The 26,495-nt window shown below is 72.6% G+C and carries 24 protein-coding genes and 2 pseudogenes; 7 read left to right on the plus strand and 19 right to left on the minus strand.

Translation table 11 applies throughout. The features are described 5' to 3' along the window. The first annotated feature begins 36 nt into the window (after positions 1 to 36). Entirely contained in the window at positions 37 to 1,584 is a 1,548-nt protein-coding gene (locus QOM21_RS30870) for an ATP-dependent DNA ligase (RefSeq protein ID WP_407554287.1), read from the plus strand. Between the two features lie 56 nt (positions 1,585 to 1,640). Further along, positions 1,641 to 2,111 (plus strand): NUDIX domain-containing protein, encoded by a 471-nt coding sequence (locus QOM21_RS30875; protein ID WP_407554288.1) that lies wholly within the window; start codon positions 1,641 to 1,643, stop codon positions 2,109 to 2,111. A 66-nt stretch (positions 2,112 to 2,177) separates the two neighbouring features. Here QOM21_RS30875 and QOM21_RS30880 read toward each other — a convergent pair whose 3' ends face one another. The 5 genes from QOM21_RS30880 to QOM21_RS30900 all read right to left on the minus strand — a co-directional run bounded on the left by QOM21_RS30880 (position 2,178) and on the right by QOM21_RS30900 (position 7,374). Further along, complete coding sequence (locus QOM21_RS30880) at positions 2,178 to 3,170, minus strand: zinc-dependent alcohol dehydrogenase family protein (RefSeq protein ID WP_407554289.1); 993 nt, start codon at positions 3,168 to 3,170, stop codon at positions 2,178 to 2,180. After that, positions 3,167 to 4,051, minus strand: coding sequence for a carbohydrate ABC transporter permease (locus QOM21_RS30885; protein ID WP_407554290.1), 885 nt, complete (start codon positions 4,049 to 4,051; stop codon positions 3,167 to 3,169). The genes QOM21_RS30880 and QOM21_RS30885 overlap by 4 nt, the downstream gene beginning before the upstream one ends. Then, complete coding sequence (locus QOM21_RS30890; RefSeq protein WP_407554291.1) at positions 4,048 to 5,028, minus strand: carbohydrate ABC transporter permease; 981 nt, start codon at positions 5,026 to 5,028, stop codon at positions 4,048 to 4,050. Before QOM21_RS30890 ends, QOM21_RS30885 begins: the two co-directional genes overlap by 4 nt. Next, a complete protein-coding gene (locus QOM21_RS30895) occupies positions 5,009 to 6,388 on the minus strand; it encodes an ABC transporter substrate-binding protein (protein ID WP_407554292.1) in 1,380 nt (459 codons plus the stop codon). Before QOM21_RS30895 ends, QOM21_RS30890 begins: the two co-directional genes overlap by 20 nt. A gap of 224 nt (positions 6,389 to 6,612) precedes the next feature. Then, positions 6,613 to 7,374 carry a DeoR/GlpR family DNA-binding transcription regulator gene (locus QOM21_RS30900; protein ID WP_407554293.1) on the minus strand — a complete coding sequence of 254 codons (762 nt, stop codon included), beginning with the start codon at positions 7,372 to 7,374 and terminating at the stop codon, positions 6,613 to 6,615. 389 nt (positions 7,375 to 7,763) lie between these two features. On the opposite strand from QOM21_RS30900, the gene QOM21_RS30905 reads away from it, so the two are divergent. Further along, positions 7,764 to 8,174, plus strand: coding sequence for an STAS domain-containing protein (locus QOM21_RS30905; protein ID WP_407554294.1), 411 nt, complete (start codon positions 7,764 to 7,766; stop codon positions 8,172 to 8,174). Between the two features lie 65 nt (positions 8,175 to 8,239). Here QOM21_RS30905 and QOM21_RS30910 read toward each other — a convergent pair whose 3' ends face one another. The 3 genes from QOM21_RS30910 to QOM21_RS30920 all read right to left on the minus strand — a co-directional run bounded on the left by QOM21_RS30910 (position 8,240) and on the right by QOM21_RS30920 (position 11,104). Next, positions 8,240 to 9,427 carry an exo-alpha-sialidase gene (locus QOM21_RS30910; protein WP_407554295.1) on the minus strand — a complete coding sequence of 396 codons (1,188 nt, stop codon included), beginning with the start codon at positions 9,425 to 9,427 and terminating at the stop codon, positions 8,240 to 8,242. Positions 9,428 to 9,743: 316 nt separating this feature from the next. Continuing rightward, complete coding sequence (locus QOM21_RS30915; RefSeq protein ID WP_407554296.1) at positions 9,744 to 10,493, minus strand: hypothetical protein; 750 nt, start codon at positions 10,491 to 10,493, stop codon at positions 9,744 to 9,746. A 2-nt stretch (positions 10,494 to 10,495) separates the two neighbouring features. Further along, entirely contained in the window at positions 10,496 to 11,104 is a 609-nt protein-coding gene (locus QOM21_RS30920; protein WP_407554297.1) for an RNA polymerase sigma factor, read from the minus strand. Between the two features lie 635 nt (positions 11,105 to 11,739). Between QOM21_RS30920 and QOM21_RS30925 the strand changes: the two genes are divergently transcribed. Then, positions 11,740 to 12,561, plus strand: coding sequence for an SAM-dependent methyltransferase (locus QOM21_RS30925; protein WP_407554298.1), 822 nt, complete (start codon positions 11,740 to 11,742; stop codon positions 12,559 to 12,561). A gap of 85 nt (positions 12,562 to 12,646) precedes the next feature. Here QOM21_RS30925 and QOM21_RS30930 read toward each other — a convergent pair whose 3' ends face one another. The 4 genes from QOM21_RS30930 to QOM21_RS30945 form a co-directional block, all read right to left on the minus strand. Next, positions 12,647 to 13,075: a PTS-dependent dihydroxyacetone kinase phosphotransferase subunit DhaM gene (locus QOM21_RS30930; RefSeq protein WP_407554299.1), complete on the minus strand. Its 429-nt coding sequence runs from the start codon at positions 13,073 to 13,075 to the stop codon at positions 12,647 to 12,649. After that, entirely contained in the window at positions 13,072 to 13,638 is a 567-nt protein-coding gene (dhaL, locus tag QOM21_RS30935; protein WP_407555928.1) for a dihydroxyacetone kinase subunit DhaL, read from the minus strand. Before dhaL ends, QOM21_RS30930 begins: the two co-directional genes overlap by 4 nt. Before the next feature lie 128 nt (positions 13,639 to 13,766). Next, positions 13,767 to 14,759, minus strand: a complete 993-nt coding sequence (dhaK, locus tag QOM21_RS30940; protein WP_407554300.1) for a dihydroxyacetone kinase subunit DhaK — start codon at positions 14,757 to 14,759, stop codon at positions 13,767 to 13,769. 343 nt (positions 14,760 to 15,102) lie between these two features. Next, positions 15,103 to 15,324 carry a DUF6458 family protein gene (locus tag QOM21_RS30945; protein ID WP_407554301.1) on the minus strand — a complete coding sequence of 74 codons (222 nt, stop codon included), beginning with the start codon at positions 15,322 to 15,324 and terminating at the stop codon, positions 15,103 to 15,105. A gap of 211 nt (positions 15,325 to 15,535) precedes the next feature. On the opposite strand from QOM21_RS30945, the pseudogene QOM21_RS30950 reads away from it, so the two are divergent. After that, a pseudogene (locus tag QOM21_RS30950) lies at positions 15,536 to 15,889 on the plus strand (DUF6328 family protein); the annotation flags it as partial. 14 nt (positions 15,890 to 15,903) lie between these two features. Here the strand turns inward: QOM21_RS30950 and QOM21_RS30955 are convergent. The 6 genes and pseudogenes from QOM21_RS30955 to QOM21_RS30980 form a co-directional block, all read right to left on the minus strand. Continuing rightward, complete coding sequence (locus QOM21_RS30955) at positions 15,904 to 16,947, minus strand: Ku protein (protein WP_407554302.1); 1,044 nt, start codon at positions 16,945 to 16,947, stop codon at positions 15,904 to 15,906. A gap of 221 nt (positions 16,948 to 17,168) precedes the next feature. Next, complete coding sequence (locus QOM21_RS30960) at positions 17,169 to 18,992, minus strand: bifunctional sugar phosphate isomerase/epimerase/4-hydroxyphenylpyruvate dioxygenase family protein (protein ID WP_407554303.1); 1,824 nt, start codon at positions 18,990 to 18,992, stop codon at positions 17,169 to 17,171. 11 nt (positions 18,993 to 19,003) lie between these two features. Further along, complete coding sequence (locus tag QOM21_RS30965) at positions 19,004 to 19,867, minus strand: shikimate dehydrogenase (RefSeq protein WP_407555930.1); 864 nt, start codon at positions 19,865 to 19,867, stop codon at positions 19,004 to 19,006. A 2-nt stretch (positions 19,868 to 19,869) separates the two neighbouring features. After that, entirely contained in the window at positions 19,870 to 20,340 is a 471-nt protein-coding gene (gene aroQ / locus QOM21_RS30970; RefSeq protein WP_407554304.1) for a type II 3-dehydroquinate dehydratase, read from the minus strand. A gap of 83 nt (positions 20,341 to 20,423) precedes the next feature. After that, a pseudogene (locus QOM21_RS30975) lies at positions 20,424 to 21,799 on the minus strand (MFS transporter). Positions 21,800 to 22,193: 394 nt separating this feature from the next. After that, positions 22,194 to 22,862: a TetR/AcrR family transcriptional regulator gene (locus QOM21_RS30980; protein ID WP_407554305.1), complete on the minus strand. Its 669-nt coding sequence runs from the start codon at positions 22,860 to 22,862 to the stop codon at positions 22,194 to 22,196. Between the two features lie 614 nt (positions 22,863 to 23,476). Here QOM21_RS30980 and ligD point away from each other — a divergent pair. Beyond that, positions 23,477 to 24,403 carry a non-homologous end-joining DNA ligase gene (gene ligD / locus QOM21_RS30985; protein WP_407554306.1) on the plus strand — a complete coding sequence of 309 codons (927 nt, stop codon included), beginning with the start codon at positions 23,477 to 23,479 and terminating at the stop codon, positions 24,401 to 24,403. Positions 24,404 to 24,457: 54 nt separating this feature from the next. Here ligD and QOM21_RS30990 read toward each other — a convergent pair whose 3' ends face one another. Continuing rightward, positions 24,458 to 25,558, minus strand: a complete 1,101-nt coding sequence (locus QOM21_RS30990) for a cation diffusion facilitator family transporter (protein WP_407554307.1) — start codon at positions 25,556 to 25,558, stop codon at positions 24,458 to 24,460. A gap of 250 nt (positions 25,559 to 25,808) precedes the next feature. On the opposite strand from QOM21_RS30990, the gene QOM21_RS30995 reads away from it, so the two are divergent. Beyond that, the gene (locus QOM21_RS30995; RefSeq protein ID WP_407554308.1) at positions 25,809 to 26,462 is read left to right on the plus strand and encodes an endonuclease; all 654 of its coding nucleotides are present in this window, start codon (positions 25,809 to 25,811) and stop codon (positions 26,460 to 26,462) included. Positions 26,463 to 26,495 lie beyond the last annotated feature (33 nt).

Genomic DNA, 26,495 nt, shown 5'->3' on the forward strand with positions numbered 1-26,495 from the left:
GGGGCGGGCACGGCGTCGCGGGGGCAGGATGACCGTATGTTGCTGGCCGAGCTTGCACGGGTGTCCAAGGACGTCGCGGGGACCTCGGCGCGGTCGCGGAAGACCGCGCTGCTGGCCGGGCTCTTCCGGGACGCCGCACCGGAGGACGTACCGGTGGTCATCCCCTACCTCGCCGGGCGGCTGCCGCAGGGACGGATCGGGATCGGGTGGAGCGTCCTGCGCGAGCCCGTGGCGGCCGCGGCGACCCCCACCCTGACGGTGCGCGGCGTCGACACGGCGCTCGACGCGCTGGCGGAGGTGTCCGGCGCGGGTGCGCAGGCCGAGCGCCGGCGTCTGGTCCAGGAGCTGATGGCCGCGGCGACCGAGGAGGAGCAGCGCTTCCTGGTCGGGCTGCTGACCGGCGAGGTACGCCAGGGCGCCCTCGACGCCCTGGCCGTCGAGGGGCTCGCCGCGGCGACGGACGCGCCCGCGGCGGACGTCCGCCGCGCCGTGATGCTGGCGGGCTCCCTGCAGGACGTCGCTCGGGCGCTGCTGGCCGAGGGGCCGGGGGCGCTGGCGGAATTCCGGCTCACCGTCGGGCGGCCGGTCGGGCCGATGCTGGCGCACAGTGCCAGGACGGTGGGGGAGGCGCTGGACAAGCTCGGGGCGTGCGCCGTGGAGGAGAAGCTCGACGGCATCCGGGTGCAGGTGCACCGAGACGGCGCTGACGTGCGGATCTACACCCGCACCCTGGACGAGGTCACCGACCGGCTGCCGGAGGTCACCGCCGTCGCCCGGGATCTCCCGGTCGGCCGCTTCATTCTGGACGGCGAGGTGATCGCCCTGGACGCCGACGGCCGCCCGGTGCCGTTCCAGCGCGTCGCGGGCCGCTTCGGTTCACGGGTGGACGTCGCCGCCGCGCACGCCGCGCTGCCCCTGTCCCCGGTGTTCTTCGACGTGCTGTCCCTGGACGGCCGGGACCTGCTCGACCTGACCGCCGCCGAGCGGCACACGGAGCTGGCCGCACTGGTGCCCGAGCAGCTGCGGGTGCGCCGCACGGTGGTCGGTGACCCGGCGGACGGTACGGAGCGTTCCGCGGCGGAGGAGTTCTGGACCACGACCCTGCGGCGCGGGCACGAGGGAGTCGTCGTCAAGGGCCTGGACGCCCCGTACAGCGCGGGCCGCCGCGGTGCCTCCTGGCTGAAGGTGAAGCCGGTGCACACCCTGGACCTGGTCGTCCTCGCGGCGGAATGGGGGCACGGCCGGCGTACCGGAAAGCTGTCCAACCTCCATCTCGGCGCGCGTGCCGCGGACGGCGGGTTCGTGATGCTCGGAAAGACCTTCAAGGGCCTGACCGACGCGACCCTCGCCTGGCAGACCGAGCGGCTGCGGGAACTGGCCGTGGAGGAGAGTGGCCATGTCGTGACCGTGCGGCCGGAACTCGTCGTCGAGATCGCCTACGACGGTCTCCAGACGTCCTCGCGCTATCCGGCGGGGGTGACCCTGCGCTTCGCCAGGGTGGTGCGCTACCGGGAGGACAAGACGGCGGCCGAGGCGGACACGGTGGAGACCGTGCTCGCCGCGCATGCCGACGGGGCGGCGTAGGCCCACCGGAGACCTCCCGGCAGTCCCCGGCCGGGCGGGCCGGGCAGACTGGAGCCATGGCGGGAAAGCGAAGTGCCGGACTGCTGCTGTTCCGCGGTGGCGGCGGCGAGGTCGAAGTGCTCCTGGCCCACATGGGCGGCCCCCTCTGGGCGCGGCGCGACGCGGGCGCCTGGTCCGTGCCCAAGGGCGAGTACCTCCCGCCGGAGGAGCCGTGGGCGGCGGCCGGGCGGGAGTTCGAGGAGGAGCTGGGGCTGCCGCCCCCGGACGGCCCGTACGTCGCCCTGGGCGACACCCGGCAGTCCGGCGGCAAGGTCGTCACGGTCTGGGCCGTCGAGAGTGACCTCGACCCGGACCGCCTCGTGCCCGGCACCTTCACCATGGAGTGGCCCAGAGGCTCCGGGGAACAGCGCAGCTTCCCGGAGATCGACCGGGTGGCGTGGTTCTCCCCGGACCGCGCCCGGGAGCGGATGGTGGCCGGCCAGCGGGTCTTTCTGGAACGGCTGGCCGCGCACCTCGCGGGCGGGTGAGGACCGGGCGCCGTCCGGGCCCGCGGTGGTGCCCGCGAGGCCCGGGGACGGCCCTGCCCGACGCTCCTACGGCTGGATCTGGATCTTCCGGCCCTGTCCCGCCCTGAAGCGGTCCAGCGCCTGCGCGTACCCGTCCAGCGGCAGGCGGTCGCTGATGAAGATCTCCGGATCCAGCGCGCCGGCCGCGAAGAGCTCGGCGGCGCGTTCGTAGCTGTGCAGCACCGCCATCGACCCGGTGATGGTGATCTCCTGGTTGTAGATGCGGTACGGCTCGATGACGGCGCGGGCGGCGTAGTCGGCCACGCCGAACTGCAGGAAGGTGCCGCCCTTGCCGACCCGCCCCAGCGCGTCCTGGATGGCGCGCTCGTTGCCGGTGGCGTCGATGACGACGTCCCAGCCCCGCGGCCGGTCCAGCTCGTCGGCCGACGCCGCGGCGTTGCTGCAGCCCAGCGTGCGGGCGGTGGCCAGGCGCTCGGCGTTGATGTCGATGACGTCGACGCCCGCGGCCCCGGTGCGCTTGGCCAGTTCCAGCATCATCAGGCCCATCGTGCCGGACCCGTAGATCAGGACCTGGGTGCCCAGTTGCTGGGAGCGCAGGATGTCGTAGCCGCGGACCGCGCAGGAGAGCGGTTCGATCAGCGCCGCGTCCTCGGTGCGGATGTGGTCGGGCAGCTTCACGCAGTTGGCGGCGGGTGCGACCGCGAACTCGGCGGCGCCGCCCGCGGTGGTCACGCCGATCGCGGCCCACCGCTCGCAGAGGTTGTTGCGGCCGATGCGGCAGTAGTGGCACGCGTAGCAGTACAGGGAAGGATCGACCGCGACCCGGTCGCCCTCGGCCAGCCCGGTGACCGCGCTGCCGGTCGCGACGACCGTGCCGGCGAACTCGTGGCCCGGGACCACCGGCAGCGTGGGCGCGAACTCGCCCTGGAGGATGTGCAGATCGGTGCCGCACAGCCCGCAGGCGGCGACGGCGACGACGACGTCCCCGGGCCCGGGGGTGGGGTCCTCGACGGTGGTGACCTCGACCTTGCCGGGTGCGCTGATCACTGCGGCTTTCATTTCACGGCTCCAAGCGAGAGGCCCTGGACGAGCTTGTCCTGGGCGGCGAACCCGGCGATGAGCACCGGGAGGGAGATGACGGTGGCGGCGGCGCACACCTTGGCCAGGAACAGGCCCTGGCTGGTGACGAATCCGGTCAGGAAGACCGGCGAGGTACCCGCCACGATCCCGGTCAGCACCCGGGCGAACAGCAGCTCGTTCCAGCTGAAGATGAAGGAGATCAGGGCGGTGGCGGCGATGCCCGGCATGGCCACCGGCGCGACGATCCGCGTCAGGGTGGTGGTCAGCCCCGCACCGTCGATGGCGGCGGCCTCCAGCATCTCCACCGGGACCTCGGCGAGGAACGAGCGCATCATCCACACCGCGATCGGCAGATTCATCGAGGTGTAGAGGATGACCAGCAGCCAGATGCTGTCGAGCATCCGGGTGTTCTGCGCGACCAGATAGATCGGCAGCAGACCGGCCACCAGCGGCAGCATCTTGGTGGAGAGGAAGAAGAACAGCACATCGCTCCACTTGCGCACCGGCTTGATCGACAGCGCGTACGCCGCCGGGACGGCCAGCGCCAGCACCAGCAGCGTGGAGACGACCGAGGCGGTGAAGGAGTTGATCAGCGGCGGCCAGGGGCTGATGCCGGTGCCCGCGCCGAAGAACTCCCGGTAGCCGTGCAGGCTCAGTCCCGCGCCGACGCTCGGCGGGTTGGTCGCCGCGTCCGTCTCGCTGTGGAAGGACGTCAGCACCATCCAGGCGACGGGCAGGAAGAAGGCGATCCCGCACAGCCAGGCCACCAGGCCCAGCAGACCGCCGGTGCGCCGGCGGCGCCGCGCGGACGGTGGGGCCGGTCGCCGTGACCGGCGAAGGGTCAGGGGTGCGCTGCTCATCGGGTGGCCTCCTCGCGCAGCAGGGACGACACCGCGCGCAGCGCGAAGGTCGCCACCAGCAGCGAACACAGCACGACGACGACGCCCTGTGCGGACGCCCGTCCGTAGTCATGGGCCTGGTAGAAGGTCTGGTAGATGGTGTACGGCAGGTTCGCGGTGCCCAGCCCGCCCGAGGTGATGGTGAACACCGCGTCGAAGTTCTGCACCACGTACACGGTGCCCAGCAGGGCGGCCAGTTCGAGATAGCGCCGCAGATGCGGCAGGGTCAGATAGCGGAAGATGTCGAAGGTGGAGGCGCCGTCCATCCGGGCCGCCTCGACCGCGTCCGAAGGCCGGCTCTGCAGCCCGGCCAGCAGGATCAGCATCATGAACGGCGTCCACTGCCAGATCAGCGAGACCTCGACCGCGGCGAGCGGGGAGTCGGTCATCCAGTCCGGCTGCGGCGGATCGTCACTGCCGAACAGGCCCCAGATCCACGTCAGGGAGCCGTTGAGCAGCCCGTACGAGGCGTTGTACAGCGCGTGCTTCCACAGCAGCGCGGAGGCGACGGGAACCACCAGGAACGGTGTGATGAGCAGGGTGCGGACGAGGCCGCGGCCGCGGAAACCGCGGTCCAGCAGCAGTGCGAGGCCCAGTCCCAGCAGCAGACTCACCAGCACCACGGTCACCGTCAGCACCACCGTCGTGACCACCGACTCGCGCATCGCGGGGTCGGTGAAAACCGCCCGGTAGTTGTCGAAGGCGGCGAAGCCGCGGTTGTCGGGGGCCAGCGCGTTCCACCGGACGAAGGAGATCACCACGGTGGCCAGGAACGGCAGTTGGGTCACGATGATCAGGAAGACCAGCGCGGGCAGCAGCGGCGCGCGCCGGGCCCAGTCCTTCGCCCGCTCCGTTCGCCGGGTGCGCGCCGCCGGGCTGCCGGACGGCGGGCCCGCGGCCTCGACGGGTCGGGGCGGTTCAGTGGTCTGCGTACGCATCGGACACCTCCTGCGCCAGCCGCTGGCTCTTCTTCAGGGCCGCCGGCACGCTCTGCTTGCCGGCGATGGCCGAACTCACCTCATGGGAGACCTTCGTGCCCAGGTCGGAGAACTCGGGGATGCCGACGAACTGGATTCCGGGGGCGGGGCGTTGCTGCACGCCGGGATCGTCGGGACGGGCCGAGCGGATGGCCCGCTCCGTCGCCCCGGCGAAGGCGCCGGACTTCTCGCGGTACTCCGGATCGCGGTAGATGGACGCCCGCTTGCCGGCCGGTACCTTCGACCAGCCCAGCTCCCGGCCCACCAGCCGCTCGTACTTCTTGCCCGACGCCCAGCGGATGAACTGCCACGCCGCGTCCTGATGTGTGCTGGCCTTCTGCACGCCCCACGCCCAGGTGTAGAGCCAGCCCGCGCTGCGCGTCCGCTCGACCGGTGCCGGCGCGTAGCCGACCTTCCCTGCGACCTTGGAGTCGGCGCTCTCCAGCGACCCGGCTCCGGCGGTCGCGTCGTACCACATGCCGACCTTGCCCTGCTGCATGTCGTTGAGGCACTCGGTGTAGCCGGCCTGCGGCGCGCCGGACTGGCCGTGCTCACGGATCAGGTCGACGTAGAAGCGGGTGGCCTCGGTGAACCGCGGGCTGTCGAGCCGGGCCTGCCAGTCCTTGGTGAACCAGGTGCCGCCGAAGGTGTTGACGACGGTCGACAGCGGCGCCGCGAGCTGCCCCCAGCCGGGCTGGCCGCGCAGGCAGATCCCCTTCATGCCCGGACGTGCCCCGTCCAGTTTCGCGGCCAGTGCGGCGACCTGGTGCCAGGTCGGCCGCGCGGGCATGCTCAGGCCCTCGGCCTTCAGGACGTCCTTGCGGTACATCAGGAACGACGACTCGCCGTAGAAGGGCTCCGCGTAGACCTCGCCGTCGTCCGCGGTGAGCGAGGCGCGGACCGGTTCGAGGATGTCCTTGTGGTCGAACTCCGGGTCCTTGGCGGCGCGCCGGCCGAGCGGGGAGAGCCAGCCGTTGCGGGCGTAGATCGGGGTTTCGTAGTTGCTGACGCTGGCGACGTCGTACTGCCCGGCCTGGCTGGAGAAGTCCTGGCTCATCTTGTCGCGCAGGTCGTCCTCGGGCAGCACGGTGTAGTTCACCTTGATGCCGGTCCGCCGGGTGAAGTGCTCGGCGGTCAGCCGCTGCAGGTCCGTCATCTGCGGGTTGTTGACCATCAGCACGTTGATGGTGTCGGCGCCTTCGTTGCCCGCGTCGCCGGCGCCGCGGTAGCAGCCGGCGGTGGACAGCGACAGGACCAGGGCGGCCGCGGTCGGCCATATGACGCGGCCTGCGCGGCCTCGTCCGGGGGATCGTGCTCTCACGGCTCGTACCTTTCTGGGACATCCGGGGCGGATCCGTCGCGCTTCCGGCGGGGGACCGGAAGCGGGGGAGCGGTCCGTCGTGGGTGCGTTCGCGCGTCATGTGCGGGGCGTGCCGCGCGGTCGAGGGCATGCTCGGGGGACCGTCCGCGGGCCGGGTGCGGCCTGCGGCGGTGTGTGGTGGTGCGTCTTCACGGGGCCGGTCGTCCCGGGCGGCCCCTGCCCGGTCAGACCCGGAGCACCTGCGGCCCCAGGAGGGAGTAGCGGTGGGCCTCCGGCGCGGAGAGGCCGGCGTCGGTGACGATCGTGTCGAAGTCGCCGACCTCGGCGAACCGGCAGAAGCTGCTCGCGCCGAACTTGCTGTGCACCCCGACCAGCACCCGCCGCCGCGACGAGCGGACGGCCTGCGCCTTCACGTCGGCGACCGCGGGGTCGGGGGTGGTCAGGCCGTGCTCGCGGGAGACGCCGTTCGCGCCCAGGAACGCCAGGTCGATCACGAACCGCGCGAGCATGTCCCGGGCCCAGGACCCCACCGTCGCCTGCGTCCCGGAGCGGACCCGGCCGCCGGCCAGCAGCACGGTGGTGGAATCGGACGCCGAGACCAGCGAGGCGGTCCGCAGCGAGGCGGTCAGGACGGTCAGCGGACGGTCGGTCGGCAGCAGCATGGCCACCAGCTCGGGGGTGTAGCCCTCGTCGACGAAGACCGTCTCGGCCTCGCCGACCAGTTGGGCGGCTGCCGCGGCGATCCTCCTCTTCTCCGCCACCTGCTGGGTCTCGCGGCGGGCGAGCGTGGTCTCGAAGCCGGCGCTCTCGACCGGGTAGGCCGCGCCGTGGGTACGCCGGACCAGCCCGCGGCGCTCCAGTTCGCTCAGATCGCGCCGCACGGTCTCCCGCGACACCGCGAATTCCTCCGCCGCGTCGGCGACCTCGACCCGGCCCGACTGCCGTGCGAGCACGAGGAGGCGGTGCTGGCGTTCCTCGGCCCTCATGTCTGTGCTCCCTCGCCCTCTCCGTGTCATGTCCGCGGTCCTGCCCACGCCATGTTCACGTTCCGTACGGTCACGGGCCTGCCCGTTTCTGCCCGCATGAAGGTTTATAGCAAGCGTGGAGGCGCCTGTTCATGCCCGCAGCAGGGGAAAACTTGCCCGTTTCTGACCGGCCCGGTGGCCCGCCGGACCGATGCGACGGCCTCGGCGGAGCCCGTACGGCCGCCGAAAGCGTTCCGCGCGCCCGTCTGCCCGCCTGCCACACGGCCCGTGTCACCCGTTCGGCGTACCCCCTGGTCCCCGTGCGGAGCAGCCGGAAAACGGAGGCGGGCCGCGGACGCCGACGGCCCATACCGATCGTGTGAAGGAAAAGTGCGCTTAGTCTGGACGGCATGAGTGCGGAAATGCGGTCGTTGGCGGTCACTGCGATCGTGCAGGAGGAGCAGTGCGCGGTCCTGCGCGTGAGCGGAGAGCTGGACCTCCGCACCGAACAGGCTTTCCTGGCCGAGGCGCGGGCGGTGGTCTCGGCGGGGCACCGCTTTCTCGTGCTCGATCTGACGGCGCTGCGTTTTTGCGACTCCCGGGGCCTGAGCTGCCTGCTGGCGCTGGAGTGGCTGTGCCGGCGGCTGGAGGGCCGGCTGCTGCTGGCGTCGCTCGGCGTCCGCATGCTGCGGCTGCTGATCGGCACCCAGTCGCTGGGGGTCTTCTCGTGCTTTCCCACGGTCGGCCACGCCCTGGCCGCGGTCCCGGACGCCAGCCGCCCTGCCTGGCCGCCGGCCGTCGAGGACTCGTCGGCGGGCTGACCCGCCGTCCGTCCGGTCCACCGGTATGACCGCGCCCTTCACCCGGCGGGCCGTCGGTCCTGGCGTCACCCGGTCGGGCAGTTCACCCCCAGCCAGGCACCGTCGAAGCGCGCGAACGTGATCTTCCGGTAGGGCCCCGACTCGTAGAGCAGACCGAAGGTGCCGTCCCGCAGCCGGGTCAGCGTCGAATACGCCGCCGGGCCGGGAGCGACGACCCGGGCGACCGGCCAGCTGCGGCCGTCGTCGCAGGACAGGCGCACGGTGAGGTTCTCGCGTGCGGTGGTGCTCGCCGTATTGCTGAAGAGCAGCCAGTGCGACCGCGCGCGGTCCGGCGGCGCGTCGGGGGCGTAGCGCAGCAGGGCCGCGTTGTTGACCGGGTCGATCAGTGCGTCGTCCGCGACCGGCGCGCTGTAGGTCAGCCCGCCGTCGTGGGAGAAGGCGACCAAGCGCCTTCGGGTGCTGTGGGTGCGGCTGTTGAGCATGATGCGTCCGTCGGCCAGTTCGGCTGTCTTGTTCTCGTCCATCAGCGGGCCGACGGGGGTCCCCAGGCGCCAGCTCCGGCCGTGGTCGTCGCTGTACGCGCTCGCCGCCCACATGCTGCCGTCCGCCTTGCGGAGCGCGTACTGCTGCAGCAGCCGTCCGGTCGAGAGCTGGATGCCGGTGCCGGACGAGGCGAACATGCCGAGCCACGACGGGTCCTTGAGGTCCCGGGTCAGGCGCCGGGCCCGCCAGGTGCGGCCGCCGTCGTCGGAGTAGCGGTAGTCGGTGTGCAGCACGGCGGTGCTGTCGTGGGAGTTGCCGGCGCCCGGGGACCGGAAGCCCACTCCCCGGGGCGCCGAGGCATGGAAGAGGAAGACGCGGCCGGTCTCCCGGTCGGTGAGCAGGCTGGGGTCGCCGGCGCCCGCTCCGCCGTCGAAATCGGCGACCGCCTCCGGGGCGCTCCACGTCCGCCCCTCGTCGGTGCTGCGCCGCACCATCACGTCGATGTCGCCGGGCAGGTCGCGGGCGTTGTCGTTGCGCCGGTCGTAGGCGGCGACGAGGGTGCCGTCGGGCAGCGTGGTCAGCGCCGGGATGCGGTACGTGTGCGCTCCCCGGCCGGAGACCGCCAGGTCGGTGGACCGGTAGAGGGGGGAGGCGGTGGCGGGGCGTGGCCGTGTGACGGGTGGTTCGGCGCCGGTCGCCGGCGTGGTGGCCGACAGCAGGAGCGCGATGGCGAGCAGGGCTGCCGACGGCAGGGAGCGGGGGGCTTTCACCGGTACCTCCGGGCGGAGCGCGGCAGGCGACCGGCGGCGGTGTCGCAGATCGGACCCAGGGCTTTCCGGCGAATCTAAGCTCCGGGTGTTACCGGGGCAATCCGGGTGTTCGGTACGGGTGATGGCGTGGCGATGACCTGTCCGCGGGCCGGCCGGCGCGGCCGGATGGGCGCCGCGGGGGCATGGCGTGCCGGCGGTGCGGGGCGCTCTGTTGCCGCGGCCCGTGGTCCCGGACGGCCCCCGGCGGGCCGCGGGCCCGGCAGCGCCCGTGGGCGGCCGGTCCGCGCACCCAGGGGGACGGCCGGAACCCCGGGTGTCAGCGGGCGCGTCCGAGGTCCTGGACGAGGGTCGCGGAGGGGCGGGGGATCTCGCCGAAGTCCTCGTCGTCGCTGTCCACGACGAGGCGGTTGATCACGCTCTCCAGGGCGGTCGGCAGGGTCGGGGCGAGCCCGCTGTGCCACTGGACGAGCAGATTGTGCCGGGCGTCGTCCGGCAGCAGCTGCCGCTCGTCGAAGGCGGCCGCGGCCGGGCGGTCCTCGTCCGGCGCGTGTGCGGCCTGCTCGCGCCAGTACGCCGCGTCGCGGTACTCGCCGTTGCGGCGGTGCGCGAGGTACAGGCAGTAGGCGGCCGTACGGCTCCCGGCGCCCGCCCCGAAGTGCCACCAGAAGTGCGCCGCGTCCCCCCGCCCGGTGATGTGCAGCAGGCACGCGAAGACCAGCGCGCCCTCGGGGTCGATGTGGTGGTCGTCGACCAGCCGCTCCAGGCTGGCCGCGGCGGCCGCGGCGTTGACGACCAGGGCGCAGGCCAGCTCCAGTTCGTGGGTGGCCTCGTCGCGGGCGCTGGGGTAGGAGGTGGGTGCCCCGCGGTCCGCGCGGGGCGCCCCCGGCGGGCCGCTCGCCGCGCCGGTGGCGCCGGCGAGGCAGCCGAGGCCGTCGAGGGTCCCCGCGTCGTCGAGGTGGCTGAAGTCCGCGAGGCCGTCGATGCCGGCCACATCGGCGGCTGCGCTGAGCAGCGTCTCGACGGTGTCGCGGCGGCCGGAGTGCGGGCTGTGCGGGCTGTACGGCATGGTCAGTTCCCCCTTGTGGTGGTTCCTTGGTCGATGCCGAGCGCCGTGGCGAGTTTGCGCTTGCCGCGGCTCGCGTGGGAGCGGACGGTGACTTCGTCGACGCCCAGCAGCGCGGCGATCTGCCCGTCGCAGTACCCGATGACATGCCGCAGCACGATCACGTCGCACTGCCGCTCCGGTAGCCGCGCGATGGCCGCGTACAGACCCAACTGGCTTTCCAGGAGGGCGAATTGCTGCTGGCACTCGCGGAGCAGCGCTTGGGTGACGACGGCGAAGGCGGCGGTCTCGGTGAGCGCGGTGGGCTGCTGGTGGTCGTAGAGCCACTCCACGACGCGTTCCTTCAGCACCGACCAGGCGAAGGCTTCCACCGACGCCTGACGCAGCGCGTGCGGCCACAGCCGGCCCAGTTGTTGGTAGGCGGAGCGGGTCACCTGGCGGGCCGCCGCCTCGTTGCCGGTGTGCAGATAGGCGTAGGTCAGCCACTTGCGGGCGTGCGTCGCGTGGAAGGCCTCGAAGGTGATCGAGAGGTGGTGGCGGGAGGGTTCGGGCCGGGCGGGTGCCCGCCCGTCGTGCTCGTGGAGCGGCGCACCGGACGGGCTGCGGCGGTTCATGCGCGCCCCTCGGGACCGCGGAGGCGGCTCCCGGGCGCGCGACCGGTGACCCGCAGCCGCCCGGCTATCGACTGGCGCCGGCCGGCGGTCGTATCGGGACGGCGGGGGAGTGCGGCTAAGTCTGCGGTGATGGCGCGCGCCTGCGCGTGCGCCGGCAGAAGTCGGTCCCGGTCTGTGCCCACGAGCCGTCCTCGTTCCGTTCGCCGTGCGCCGCCGCTCCGGCACCGGGCCGGTGACGGCGGGAGAGCGGATTGCCCTCACCTCCAATGAACCCGAAAGCGGGCCCATTTGTGGCACGGCCGGGAAAGAAATCTCGCCCAGCGTATTCATATGACTACGCGTGACCGGGGCATGGTCGGACGTCATACCTGCCCAAGGGGTGCGTGGCGCGGAGGCGGACACCTGCGGTACGCGCCCGCCGAGCGACCAATACGCCGCGCCGGGGCGCATTTCCCGACCGGTGCGCCATCGGGAGCCGCCGGGGCATGGGACCGCTCACCGCATGATCCGGGGCGTACGGGGCAGGGTCCAACCGCCGTGGCGGAAGGGGGCGTTCGGGAGCCTCCGGGGAGTGCGCGGCGCACGGGGCGACACCGGCCACCGGGAGAGCCGGGCCACCGGGGAGGCGGAGCACGATGAGTGACCACGAAGAAGCCGTGGTGGACCTGCAACTGGACCGGGCCCACTCGTCCCGCATCTACGACTACTTCCTAGGGGGCAAGACCAACTTCCTGGCCGACCGGATGGCCGCCGGCAGCGTGCTGGGGGTGTTCCCCGCCGCGCTGGTCGCCGCACGCATCAACCGCGAGTTCATGCACCGCGCCACGCGTCTGCTCGCCCGGTCGGGGATGCGGCAGTTCCTGGACATCGGCACCGGCATCCCCACCCCGCCCAACCTCCACGACATCGCCCAGGGCATCGCCCCCTCGGCCCGCGTGGTCTACACCGACAACGACCCCATCGTCCTCGCGCACGCCGCGGCGCTGCTGCTCAGCACACCCGAGGGACGCACGGCGTACGTCCAGGCGGATGTCACCGACCCCGTGGGCATCCTCACGGCGCCCCAGCTGCTGGACACCCTCGATCTGCGCCGACCGGTCGCGCTCAGCCTGAACGCGCTGATGCACTTCGTCACCGACGACGGCAGCGACCGTGCGCACACCATCGTCGAGGCCCTCAAGGACGCGCTGCCCAGCGGCAGCACGCTGGCCATGACGCATGCGACGCCCGACATGGACGCCACCGCGATGCACAAGATCATCAAGATCTACGCGGACGCGGGAACACCTCTGCAGTTCCGCTCCCGCGCAGAGTTCCGCCGCTTCTTCGACGGCTGGGAACTGCTGGAGCCGGGCGTCACCCTCTCCCATCAGTGGCGCCCCGACCGTCCGGAGGACGCCACCCACGTCACCGACGCCGAGGCGGCCTGTTACGCGGCCATCGCCCGCAAACCCTGAACTGCCCCGGGAGCACGGGCGGTACCGGACGACGGGCGGTGCGGCCCCGTCGCCGGAGCCGCACCGCCCGCCTCATCCCTCCCGCTCACTCCTTGCGGTAGCCGTACGCTTCCTCGGCCGCGGCAGCCACCGCCGCCACGTCGGCGCCCGAGGAAGCGGTCACCACGGCCGCCACCGCGCCCTCCACGAACGGCGCGTCCACCATGCGCGCGCCGTCGGGGAGTTCGTCCCCCTCGGCGACCAGGGCCTTGACGGTCAGTACGGCGCTCCCGAGGTCGACCAGGATCACCACACCCGCACCCCGGTCCACCTTCCGTGCCGCCTCGGTGATCAGCTCCGAACTCGTCCCGAGCCCCCCGTCCGGGGTGCCGCCCGCGGCGGCGACGGGCGCCTTGGCCCCGCCGCCCGCGAGCCCGGTGGCCATCGCCGCGACGGACTCGGCGACCGGCCCGCTGTGCGAGACCAGCACGATGCCGACCAGCGAGGCGCCGTCCCGCGTCGTCTCCCCGCTCACTTGGCCACCTCCGCGAGGGTGGTGAAGAGCAGGGCCGAGGACGTCGCGCCGGGGTCCTGGTGCCCGATGCTGCGTTCGCCCAGGTAGCTCGCCCGGCCCTTCCTCGCCTGCATCGGAACGGTCGCCACCGCGCCTTCCTCGGCGGCGGCCGCCGCCGCTTCGAAGGACGTCGCCAGTGCCGCGACACCCGGAATCAGCGCGTCGAGCATGGTCTTGTCACCCGCCGCCGCGCCACCGAGCTGCGCCACCGCGTCCACCCCGGCACCCAGACCCGTCCGCAGCTCCTCCGTGCTGATCTCGGGCGCCTCGCCCAGAGCCTTGCCGGTGCGCCGCAGCAGGCTCCCGTACAGCGGCCCGGACGCCCCGCCCACGGTCGAGATCAGCCGGCGTCCGGCCGTCATAAGGACGGCGCCGGGCGTCGCCGGCGGCTCGGCCTCCAAGGCCGTGACGACGGCGGCGAAACCGCGCTGCAGGTTGCTCCCGTGGTCGGCGTCGCCGATGGCCGAGTCGAGTTCGGTGAGCCGGTCGGCCTGCTCGTCGACCGCGGCGGCGGTCGCTGCCATCCAGCGGATGAAGAACGCGGCGTCCAGGACTGTCTCTGACACGGATTACTCCTCTTTCGTACAAGGCACGCGGGCAGGCCGCGCTGCTGCGGTGCGAGCGGTGGCGTGGAAGGGCGAGCGGGGCCGGCTCAGCGTCCCCAGCGCAGCCCGGGGGTCTGCACCGGCGCGTCCCACAGTCGCAGCAGCTCCCCGTCGACCTGGCACAGCGTCACCGAGCAGCCCGCCATGTCCAGCGACGTCACATAGTTCCCGACGAGCGTACGGGCCACCGCGACCTCGCGTTCGGCGAGCACCCGGCGGACCTCGGCGTTGAAGCCGTACAGCTCCAGCAGCGGGGTCGCGCCCATGCCGTTGACCAGCACCAGAACCGGCAGGTGGGGCTGGAGGTCCTGGAGGACCGCGTCCACCGCGTAGTCCGCGATCTCCCGCGAGGTCATCATCGCGCGGCGCTCGCGGCCCGGCTCGCCGTGGATGCCGACGCCCAACTCCAGCTCGCCGGGCGGCAGGTCGAAGGTCGGGCTGCCCTTCGCGGGCGTCGAGCAGGGGCTGAGCGCCACGCCGAAGCTCCGCGAGGAGCTCACGACCTGACGGGCCAGCGCCTCCACCCGCTCCAGTGGCGCACCCTCCTCGGCGGCGGCGCCCGCGATCTTCTCGACGAAGAGGGTCGCCCCGGTCCCGCGCCGCCCCGCGGTGAAGGTCGAGTCGGTCACCGCCACGTCGTCGTCGACCAGGACGCTGGCGACCTGCACACCCTCGTCCTCGGCCAGCTCCGCGGCCATCTGGAAATTGAGCACGTCACCGGTGTAGTTCTTCACGATGAACAGCACGCCGCTGCCGCTGTCCACGGCCGCCGCGGCCCGCACCATCTGATCGGGCACGGGAGAGGTGAAGACCTCGCCCGGACAGGCGGCGTCCAGCATGCCGGGGCCGACGAAACCGCCGTGCAGCGGCTCGTGTCCGCTGCCGCCGCCGGAGATCAGGCCCACCTTGCCCTCGACGGGCGCGTCCCGCCGCACGATCACCCGGTTCTCGGCATCCACCACGAGCTCCGGGTGCGCCGCAGCCATCCCGCGCAGCGCGTCGGCCACGACCGTCTCGGCGACGTTGATCAACATCTTCATCTGTACCTCCTGGTGAGGCTGGCGGTGCGGCGGGCCCCGGCGCGGCGTCCCACAGGTCGGCCCGCTCGCGCTACTGATGCCGTGCCAGCTCCTGCTCGTCGGGATCTCTCGGCCCGGACCCAGTATCGAGCCAAGGTCGTCCAGGGTCACGGACTGCGCCACGCGTCCCGTGGGCAACACGCCGGGACACGCGCGCCGATCACACACCCACCGTTCCGCCGGTGCCCCGGGCACGGCAGCGGACAGGGCCCGGGCATACCCGCCACGGGCCCTGTCCACGAGCTGTCGCGCATTCCTCCTGGCAATCCCTACGGGCAACGCTTCCCGTACCGGTCAGTGCTGGTCAGTACCGGTGTTCCTCGACATCGACCACGGGAGCGCCGGGAGACGGAGGCTGGGTGCGCCGCCGCTTCAGGATGCTCACATAGGTCGCGAGCCCGATGATGCCGACGATCATCATGATGAGGCCCACCAGGTCGAGGTTGATCCCGGCAATGTGCCAGTCCACCGCGAAGGTGAGAATGGCCCCCACCGCGAGCAGGCCGATGCACCCACCGATTCCCATGGTGTCCGCCTCCGTAACTCTCTGGACAGAAAGGTCTGTTGGTTCAGCGCGTACCCGCCGGCGGGCGCCTCATGTCCCGGCATGTGTCCCGGCCGTCGGCGCGGGGCGTATCGGCACCCGTGCGGCGCCCCTGCGGCGGCCGGGTCGCTGCCGCCCCACGCCTTGCCCGGGCCCCTGACCAGCAGCACTATGAGGGCAGGACGCCACCGGGAGGACGATCTACGTCGTCACCGTTCTCCTCGGCGCCGCCACCACGGGCGCGCTCACCGGGCCGGTCACCCTCCACCGCCTCGTCACCGGACGCCGCGTCAAGCCGCAGACGGTCATCCTCGCTTCACGGCTGACCGTCGTCGGGGTGATCCTGCTGCCGGAGACCGTCACCTCGGCGCTGCTGCTCATCCTGCGCGTCGCCATGCACAACAGCGCCGTCCCCTGGATCGTCGGGGGATTGGTGGGATGGTTCGTCCTGTGCTGGTTCGCGCCCGTCCGGGCCCGCCACCGCTACGCCGCGGACGGCTCCGATGGCGCGTCCGACGCTGTCGCCGCAGGCCGCGACGGCCGGTGACGGCAGGTCCGGGGTCAGCCGGCCCGGCGCCCCCTGCCGGTGGACTTCTTCGCCGCCGCGGTCTTCTTGGCCGCGGTCTTCTTCGCCGTGCTGGTGGACTTCTTGCCGCCGGTCGCCTTCGGCGCACGCGCCGCGGACTTCTTGGTGGCGGAGCCGCCGGCCGCCGTGCTCCCGGTGGTCTTCTTCGCGTCCGCCTTCTTGGCCGCGGTCTTCTTCCCCGGACGGCCCGACGCCCCGGACAGCGACGTGACGGTGGCGTGCTCGGCGTCCTCCTCGCCGCGTGACTTCTTGGCCGCGCGGACACTGTCCTGCAGCGCCGCCATCAGGTCCATCACCTGCCCGGCGGGCTTCTCCTCGGTCTCCTCGAAATGCGGCTCGCGGTGCGCCAGCTTCGCCGCGACGATCTCTTCCAGCGCCTCGCGGTAGTGGTCGTGCACATCCTCCTCGGAGAGGTCGCCGTAGGAGTCCATCAGTGTCTCGGCGGCCTCCACCTCATCGGCCGGGACGTCGACCTCCCGGTCGGGCAGCACCCCCTCCATCGGCCGGATCTGATGCGGCCACAGCAGCACCTGCATCACCAGGGCGCCCTCGACAGGGCGGATCATCGCGAGGGTCTCCCTGCCGTGCAGCGCGACCTTGCCGAGTCCGACGCGTTCGTGGCGCTCCATGGCGTCGCGGAGCAGCACATATGGCTTGGAGGCGGCCGCGCCGTCGGCCGACAGGTAGTAGCCCTTGTCCATCTGGAGGGGGTCGATGTCGCCGGCCGCGACGAACGCCAGGATCGTCAGCGTCTTCGCGGTGGGCAGCGGCAGCGCGTCCAGATCCTCGTCGCTGAGGGGGACGACGGTGTCCTTGTCGACCTGGTATCCCCGGCCGATCTCGTCGGGGGTGATCTCCTCGCCCTCCAGCGAGCACACCGGCTGATTGCGTACCCGTCCGCCGTCCGCCGTGTGGATGCGCACGAAGGAGACGGAGGCCGAGCTGTCCGTGGCGTTGTAGGCGGCCACCGGGATGGTGACCAGGCCGAAGCTGATGGAGAACTTCGCCGTGGGACGCATGGGGCCCGCCTTCATCGGTGACTGCGCGGTGAGGAAGCGGAGCGGTGGGGCTGTAGGGACGGCCGGCACCACGGGGGCGACCCGCGCCGTGGCCGGGCGGCTCCGGCGGCCTGGCTGAAAACCATGCTAGGCGGGACCGTCCGGGCGCACATCCCGGCCGAGGCCGTACGGACCCGTCGGGCGAGCCGGGCGGGTCCGTACGGTCCTCGGGTCCCGGCACGTCAGCGGGACGCACCGCCGCGGTGCTCGGCGGTGTGCTGGGCGGCGAGGCGGACGGTGGCGTTCTGCGCGCCGTATCCGCGGTAGCCGCCGGTGCGCTGGACGATCTCGAAGAAGACCCGGCCGACGGTGGCGGTGTAGCAGTGGTGGAACTCGCCGTACTCGTCGCGGTCGTAGAGGATGCCCAGCTCACGCAGGGTGGACAGGGCGCCGGGAGCCATGTCGTAACGGGCTTCGAGGTCGTCGTAGTAGTTGTCGGAGATGGGCAGCAGGCCGGCCCCGTGGTCGCGGATCCGGCGGGCGGTGGCGGCGATGTCGTCCGTGGCCAGCGCGATGTGCTGCGGGCGGACCTCCTGGTCTCCCGGGCCCGGCGCGACATTGAGCGCGATCCGCAGGCCGCCGTCGGCGCCGGCCACCGCCCGGCTGCGGAACAGGCCGTAGGGATCGGCCAGATCCAGGCTCTCCTTCGGCTGGAGACCCAGCACGCTGCGGTAGAAGAGGGACGCCTCGTCGAAGTGGTGCCAGGGCTGGGTCAGTGCGACATGGTCGATGTGCGTGATGCCGGCCGCCGGTGCGTCCGCCGCGTCCCGACCCGGCCGGTCGGCGACCGGCGCGAAGTCGTCCGTCCAGTCGGCGTGGTCGGCCCGCGCGGTGCGGCAGAAGAACAACTCGGTGCCGTCCGGGGCGGCCACCGCGTCGAGCGGGACGTCCTCGCCGGTCCTGCGGCGCGGGAGGACGGGCGCGAGCAGCGACTCGGCCCGGCGCACGGCGGCCGCGGGCTCGGGGCTCTCCAGACCGAGCGCGACCAGCGCGGGGCCTTCCCTGCGGTCGGCTCCGGCCGTGTTGAGCAGGATGCGGGCGTCGCCCTGCTCCCACAGCTCCACCGGCTTGCCCAGGTGCCGGCCGGTGCGGGTGAAGCCGAGGGAGCCCAGCAGCAGCCGCACCGGCTCGGTGTCGACGGCGGCCAGCTCGGCGAAGGCGAAGCCGCTCGGGACCACGGGCGCCGGGGGCGAGGCCAACTGCGCGGACTCCTCCAGGCTGATCAGCGAGCGCAGCGCGTCCACCGCCGTCCGGCCCGCGTCCGCCTGCCGGAAGACATCGTTGAACACCTCCAGGGAGAGCGGTCCCGTGTAGCCGGCCCGGACGGCGTGGCCCACCAGGCCGGCCAGGTCGAAGCTGCCCTGGCCCGGGAAGCAGCGGTAGTGGCGGCTCCACTGGAGGACGTCCATCGCCATGTGGGGCGCGTCCGCGAGCTGGAGGAAGAAGATCTTCTCCCCGGGAATGTCCTCGATGCCCTTGGGGTCCGAGCCCCGGGAGAGGATGTGGAAGCTGTCCAGGCAGGTGCCCAGCGCCGGGTGGTCCGCCTCCCGGACGATGCGCCAGGCGTGGTCGTAGGTGCTGACGTGCCGGCCCCAGGCGAGCGCCTCGTACGCGATGCGGATGCCGTGCGCCTCGGCCCGCTCGGCGAGCCGGCGCAGCTGCGCGGCGGCGAGCGCGTCGTCGTCGCGGGCCGCGGGCGAGACGCTGGAGCAGACCAGCAGCAGATCCGCCCCGAGCCGCTCCATCACGGCGAACTTCCGCTCCGCGCGCCGCAGGTTGGCGTCGAGGGTGTCCTGCGGGACGGCCTCGAAGTCCCGGAAGGGCTGGTACAGATCGATGCCGAGCCCCAGGTCGGCCGCACGGGCACGGACCTCCTCCGGGCTGAGGGGCGACGCGATCAGATCGTTCTCGAAGATCTCCACGCCGTCGAAACCGGCCGCCGCGACGGCGGTGAGCTTCTCGGAGAGCGAGCCGCTCAGGGAGACCGTGGCGATGGACTTGCGCATGGCGGAGGCCCTCACAGACCGGGGGTGGCGACGAGGTCGGCGAGATCTTCGAGCATCCGCTCGGCGTGCGGCTCCCGGCCCGTGAACAGCCGGAAGGCGTCGGCGGCCTGAAAGACGGCCATACCGCCGCCGTCCAGCGTGCGGCAGCCCAACTCGCCTGCCAGTTGCAGCAGTTCGGTCTCCAGCGGGCGGTAGACGACCTCCGCGATCCAGAGCTCGGGGTGCACCAGGGCGGCCGGCAGCGGAAGGCCGGGGTGCGCGGCCATGCCCGTAGGTGTCGCGTGCACCAGGCCGTCGGCGTCCGCCAGCGCGGCGGGCAGCTCCGCCATCGGCCCGGTGGTGGCGCGCCCCCCGCCGAACCTGGCGTTCAGCGCTTCGGCCAGGGCGGCCGCGCGGGCCGGGTCCCGGTCGGCGACGGTCAGCCGGTCCGTGCCGAGGGCGAGCAGGGCGTGCGCGACGGCCGCGCCGGCGCCGCCCGCGCCGAGCTGGACGACATGGCCGGTGGCGGCGCCGGGCAGGCCGCGGCTGAAGGACTGCGCGAAGCCGGTGACGTCGGTGTTGTGGCCGATCGCCCGCCCGTCGCGGAATACCACCGTGTTGACCGCGCCCAACGCCGCGGCCTCCGCGGAGAGTTCGTCGAGATGCTCGATCACCAGCTGCTTGCAGGGGTGGGTGATGTTGAGGCCGTCGAAGCCGAGGGCGTGAGCGGCGCGGACGATCTCGCCGACCGACTCCGGCCCGGCGCCGAGCACGTCGATGTCCAGGGTGCGGTAGAGCAGCCGCAGGCCGTGGCGGTCGGCCTCGCGCTCGTGCAGGGCCGGGCTGAGCGAGGGGCCGATACCGGATCCGACCAGGCCGGTGAGGTAGGCGGGCATCGTCACCGGGTTCCTTCCAGCAGACGGGCCAGGTGGGCCAGGGCGAGGGCGTAGCCGTGCGGGCCCGCCCCGCAGATCACGGCGTCGGCGACCCCGGAGACGTAGGAGAAGTGCCGGAACTCCTCCCGCCGGTGAATGTTCGACAGGTGCACCTCGATGACGGGCAGATCCACCGCGGCGAGGGCGTCGCGCAGGGCGACGGAGGTGTGGCTGTAGCCGGCCGGGTTGATCACGATGCCGCGGTGCGCGGTGCGCGCCTCGTGAACGGCGTCGATCAGCTCGCCCTCGTGGTTGCTCTGACGCAGATCGGCCCGGAGTCCGTGCTCGGCGGCGGTGGCGCGGCACAGCGTCTCGATGTCGGCGAGGGTGTCGTGCCCGTAGATCCGGGGCTCCCGAAGGCCGAGCAGATTGAGATTGGGCCCGTTGAGGACCAGCACGGGGGCGGCGGGCGCCCCTTCGGCCGGGTTCGGCATGTTCTCTCCAGTGAATGTACGAACTAGTTAGTTCATTGTGCCCGCAGTGCGGTGCCGGGCACAACGACGCGGGGGAGGGGCGGTCAGGCCGAGGGGGTCGGCACCGAGGTGACAGGCTCCGACGCCGCCCCGGCCGGCTTCGCGCCGAGCTCCGCGGTGGGCACCCGGTGCGTCTCCCGGCCGGTGAGCGCCGCCACGGCGCTGATCAGGCAGACGGCGGCGGTGAAGCCCGCGACGCCCGGCCAGTTCTTTCCGTCCGGGCCGGCGATCTGCTCCGCGAGGGAGACCGCGAAACCGGCGACCGCGAAGCCGATCTGGGTGCCGATGGCCATGCCGGACAGCCGGACCCTGGTGCTGAACATCTCGCCGTAGAACGCCGGCCAGCTGCCGTTGGCCGCGCTGTAGACCACGCCGAAGAAGAGGACGCCGGAGAGGAATACGAGCGGATAGCTGCCGGTGGAGATCGCCCACAGGTAGACGAAGATCATCACGGCCGAGCCGATGGCGCCGGTCAGGAAGACGGGCTTGCGGCCGATCCGGTCCGAGAGCCGCGCCCACAACGGAATGGCCAGCAGGGCCACGGCGTTGGCGAGCGCGCCGACCCACAGCATGGCCGACTTGTCGAGACCGGCGCTGTCGCTGGTGGCGTAGGCCAGGGCCCAGACGGTGAAGATGGTGCTGACGGTGGCGATGAGGGAGGCGGCGACCACGCGCAGCACGTCGGCCCAGTGGTGGCGCAGCAGGTGGGCGAGCGGCAGCTTGGCCACGTCCGCCTCCGCGGACGCCTTCAGGAAGTCGGCGTCTCCTCCAGCTTCCGGCGGATGACGTAGCCGACGACCGCGACGACCGCGCTCAGCAGGAACGGGATGCGCCAGCCCCAGGTATAGAGGTGCTCCTCGGGAAGCGCCGCGACGGGGATGAAGGCCAGGGTCGCCAGGATCTGGCCGGCCTGGGTCCCGTTCAGCGTGAAGCTCGTGTAGTAGCCCCGCCTGCTCTCCGGGGCGTGTTCCAGCGTCATCGAGTTCGCGCTCGCCTGCTCGCCTGCCGCCGAGAGGCCCTGGAGGACGCGCATCAGGACCAGCAGGACCGGGGCGGCCGTCCCGACCTGGGCGTAGCTGGGCAGACAGCCGACGAAGAAGGTCGAAAGCCCCATCAGCATCAGGGTGAAGACCATGATCTTGCGCCGGCCGAGCCGGTCGCCGTAGTGCCCGAGGATCAACGCGCCCAGCGGCCGGGCCGCGTAGGCCACACCGAAGGTGCCGAGCGAGATCAGGGTCGCGGTCGCCGGGTCGTCGGGGCTGAAGAAGACGTGCGGGAAGACCAGGGCGGCGGCACTGCCGTAGATGAAGAAGTCGTAGTACTCCAGGGCGCTGCCGATCCAGGCGGCGATGGCGGCCTTGCGGGGCCTGCCGTGCGGGGGTGCGGACGGTGCCGGGTCATCGAGCGGGTGAGCGGACACACGTGCTCCTGTGGGAGGGCCGCCGGGCTCAGGGGGAGAGCCGCCGGGCGGCGGGGGAGGACAGAAGGTCGGGCAAGGGGGCGCGACGGCCGCTGACGGGGGTGACCGTGCGGGGACGGCGTCGGGCGCGCTCCGGGCCGCTGGGTGTCACGGCGAATTAACGTACTAGGTAGTTAGTTGCGTTCCAGGGATCGTGCTGTTCGGCAGCCGTCACTGTCAAGACATCCGGGGGAAACTCTTGCGCCGGGATCCGCGACGCCACGCGGCGGTGCGACCGCGTGGCGGGGGAGACCCGAGGGGAGCGGACGGCAGGCGTTCCGGGCGGGCGGGGACATGCCGACCAGAGCTCCTCGGCGCTGCCGGGGAGCGGTGGACCAGGGGTGGAACGGACGCATCAGCCCTCGGCGGGGGCGCTTCCGGTCAGATAGGCCAGCACCATGTCGCCGAGCATCGTGCGGTAGTGGTCCCGGCGGTCCTTGGCGGTCAGATCGCGCCCGAAGAGCGCGCCGAAGGTGTGCCGGTTGGCGACCCGGAAGAAGCAGAACGAACTGATCATCGCGTGCAGGTCGACGGCGTCCACGTCGGCGGTGAAGACGCCCTGCGCGCGGCCCTCCGCGAGGATGCGGCCGATCACCTCGATCGCCGGGGAATTGAGTTCGCCGAGCGTCGGCGAGGCGGCGAGATGCTGCGCCTCGTGGATGTTCTCGATGGTCACCAGCCGGATGAAGTCCGGGTGCGCCTCATGGTGGTCGAAGGTCAGCTCGGCGAGGTGGCGCATGGCGGCCGCCGGGTCCAGATGCCCGACGTCGAGCCGCTGTTCCTGCTCCCGGATCACGGCGTACGCGCGCTCCAGCACCTCGCTGAAGAGCTGCTCCTTGCCGCCGAAGTAGTAATAGATCATCCGCTTCGTGGTGTGGATGCGCGCGGCGATCTCGTCGATGCGGGCGCCGGTGTAGCCCAGGCGCGCGAACTCCTCCGTGGCGACGTCCAGGATCTCCGCCCGGGTCCGCGCCGCGTCACGCTGCCGTCCGGCGGGGCGGGACGGCGGGCGAACGGCACTCATACGGCTCCTCGGACGGGATCAGTGCCGGTCAGTCTAATGGCCGAGGCCCCCGGTCGGCCCGGAGACCTCGGCCGCCCCCGCCGGGTACGCGCGGGGGCGTGGCGGATCCGGACGAGAGTCCTTAGGCGGGCCCGGGCTGCGGCGGCGGGACCGGGTCGGGCGCAGGGCCCGGCGCGGGGCCGGGCGTCGGTGGCGCCGGGTTCGGGGGAAGGGGGTCCGGCTCCGGGTGCGGCGCCGGCGGGGGCACCGGGTCGGGTCCGGGGGCCGGCACGGGGCCAGGACCGGGACCCGGCTCAGGGCCCGGCGGGCCGGGACCGGGACCGGGGGTGGGCGGCACCGGGTCCGGATGTGTCGGCCCGGGCGGCCCGGGAGGCTGGGGCACGGTCATGGCGTTCTCCAATCGCGATGGCACCACTCGGCAGCTACCGCGGCCCGCGGCGCGGACACACGTCGCTCCGGCGTTCTTCGCCTACGCCCCTCGGGTTCCCGGGCGCCGCGGCTCCATGCCTTCCGCGTACGGAGCCGGTGCGAAACGGTCCACCCGGGTGCGGCGGCGGCCGCGGGCCACCCGGCCGCCGTGAGTACGCGCCGTCCGAACGGGTACTCCGGCTCGCATGAGTGATACGGACACAGGCACCGAAAAGGTGCGGGCGGGGCGCCGCACCGTGGAGATCCACCGCCCGGACAAGGTGCTGTTCCCCGATGACGGTCTGACCAAGTCCGATCTCGTCGGGTACCACGAGCAGGTGGCGGAGTTCATGGTGCCGCACCTGCGGGGGCGCCCCCTGATGCTGGAACGGCTCCCCGGTGGCCTGGACGGTCCGCACTTCATGCAGAAGGACACCCCCGACCACTACCCCGACTGGATCCGGCGCGAGACCGTCACCAAGGAGGGCGGCACGGTCACGCACACCGTCTGCGACGACAAGGCGACCCTCCTCTTCCTCTCCGACCAGGCGTGTCTGACGCTGCACCGCTGGCTCTCCCGTGCCGAGCGGCCCGACCACCCCGACCGGCTGGTGTTCGACCTCGACCCGCCGGGCCCCGACTTCGAGGCCGTCCGCGAGGCCGCCCGCCATCTGATGGAGCTGCTCGACGAACTCCGGCTGCCGGCCGTCCTGATGACCACCGGCTCGAAGGGGCTGCACGTCACCGTCCCGCTCGACGGCAAGAGCGACTTCGACAGCGTCCGGGCCTTCGCCCAGGAGACGGCCGAAGTGCTCGCCGGGCGCTACCCGGACCGCCTCACCACCGCCGTGCGCAAGCAGGCCCGCGAGGGGCGGCTCTACCTGGACGTGCAGCGCAACGCCTACGCGCAGACGGCCGTCGCCCCCTGGTCGGTGCGGCCGAAGCCCGGCGCCCCGGTCGCCACGCCGATCAGCGGGCAGCAGCTCGACGACCCCGAACTCACCTCGCAGAGGTGGTCGTTGCGGGACGTCGAGGGTGTGCTGCGGCAGGCGCGGTCGGGTCCCTGGGCGGACGTGACCAGTCGCGGCCGCTCCCTGAAGACCGCCGCGAAGCGGCTGGAGGCCCTGCGGTGACCTGGCCGGCACGGGCCGCCGCGCGATCCGGTATGGCACCGGTGCCGGTGACGTTCAGCGCCGGGCGTCCGCCACACCGCCCTGCTCCGCGGTCCCCGCGTCGTCGGCCGCCACCGCCTCGTCGAGGCGCCTGCGCTCCAGCCGGGCCCGCGCACGGTCCCTGGGCGAGGCGTCCGTGATGTCGAGGAAGATCTGGTCGGCGACCGGCCACCGCTGGTGCAACTGCCGCTTCACCCGCACCAGGACCTCCTCCACCTCTTCGCTGTCGAGCCCGCCGACGAGATCGATGCGCGCCGCGACCAGCGTCGACTGCGTGCCCATCCGCATCGTCAGCAGCATGGTCACCGTGTCGATCTCCGGCTGTTCGTCCAGGAACTCCTGGATCGCCTTCCGCAGCGCCGGGTCGGCGGCCTCCCCGATGAGCTGCCCGCGCGACTCCTTGGCGAGCTGGAAGGCCACATACACCAGCAGCGCGCCGATGATCAGCGAGGCCCACGCCTCGTACCGCACGTCGCCGGTGGCCATGTGAAGTCCCATGCCGGCCATGGCGACCAGCACCCCGAAGCAGGCGGTGGAGTCCTCGGCGAGCACCGTCCGCAGCGCGGGGTCCTCGCCGGTGCGGATCGTGGCGAGCATGCCGCGGCCGGCCCTCCGCGCCTGGCCGCGGACCTGCACCAGCGCGCGGACGAGCGAGGAGCCCTCGGCGATCAGCGCGACGCCGAGCACGATGAGACCTGCGATATACCCGCTCCGGGTTTCCGAACTGCCGGAGCTCATGGCCTCGATGCCCTGGAAGAAGGAGAAACAGCCGCCCATGACGAAAATACCGACGGCGGCGAGCAGGGACCAGAAATAGCGCTCCTTTCCGTAGCCGAACGGGTGCCGGGCATCGGGGGCACGTTTACTGCGCTTGAGCGAGGCGAGCAGAAAAACCTCGTTCAGCGAGTCGGCGACGGAGTGCGCGGCCTCGGAAAGCAGCGCGGGGGAGCCGGCGAGGAATCCGCCCAGCGCCTTCGCGACCGCGATGACCAGGTTGGCGGCCAGGGCTACGAGGACGGTGACCGCCGTCCTGGAGTCGTCGGACGCGGGCGCGCCCCCTCGGCCTTCGCCCGGCGCGGCGCCGGAGCGGGCGGTGGTATCGGCCTGCTGGGACAAGGGGTTCCTCCCCCGAAGGTCGGTCGTACGGGCGGCGCGAGAGCTGCGGACCGAGCGGCGGGCGCATTCCTTGCGCCGCCTGTGCGCCGCAAAGAGCAGTACCCGTTTCCGTGTCCGCGAACCGGGGACTCTGGGAGGGAACGGTTCCGCGGACGTCACGACAATGGAGGGTTCCCGTGGTCGGAATTCCGGCGATCGGCGAGAAGGGTTACGGGCATATCCGCCCGGCCCCGACGCGCGGTGGCGCACGGTGACCCGGCGAGGCGGGCAGCGGGAAATTGCCCGGACCCTTCTGGACCGGCACGGCCGGACCTATGCCGAGGAAGCCGGTATCCGCGTGCGGAACACCCCTCAGCCGCTTTATCAGGTTCTCGTCCTGGCCACGCTCCTCAGTGCGCGTATTCGCGCCTCGGTGGCGGTCGCCGCGGCACGTGCCCTGTTCGGCGCGGGCATGCGCACCCCGCGCCGGATGGCCGAGGCGACGTGGCAGCAGCGCGTCGACGCGCTGGGCGAGGGAGGCTACCGGCGCTACGACGAGCGCACCTCCACCCAGCTCGGCGACGGGGCCGACCTTCTGCAGGACCGCTACGGCGGCGACCTCCGGCGCATGCGGGACGCGGCCGACGGCGGCCGCGACGCGCTGCGCCGGGCGCTCCAGGAGGTGCCGGGCGTCGGCCCCGCGGGTGCGGACATCTTCCTGCGCGAGGTGCAGCAGGTCTGGCCCGAACTCACCCCGTACCTCGACGCGAAGGCCGTGCAGGGCGCGGAGCGGCTGGGCCTTCCGGCGGACGGCAGGAAGCTGTCCCGCCTGGTCGCCGACGAGGACGCGGCGGCCTTCGCCTCCGCGCTGGTGCGTGCGGCGCTGGACCGGTCGGTCGTCGACGACGTGCTGCCGGCCGAGTGACCGGAGCGCACCCGCCGGGCTCGCGGGCTCCGC

The sequence above is a fragment of the Streptomyces sp. Pv4-95 genome, from assembly GCF_045782725.1.
Classification (GTDB): domain Bacteria; phylum Actinomycetota; class Actinomycetes; order Streptomycetales; family Streptomycetaceae; genus Streptomyces.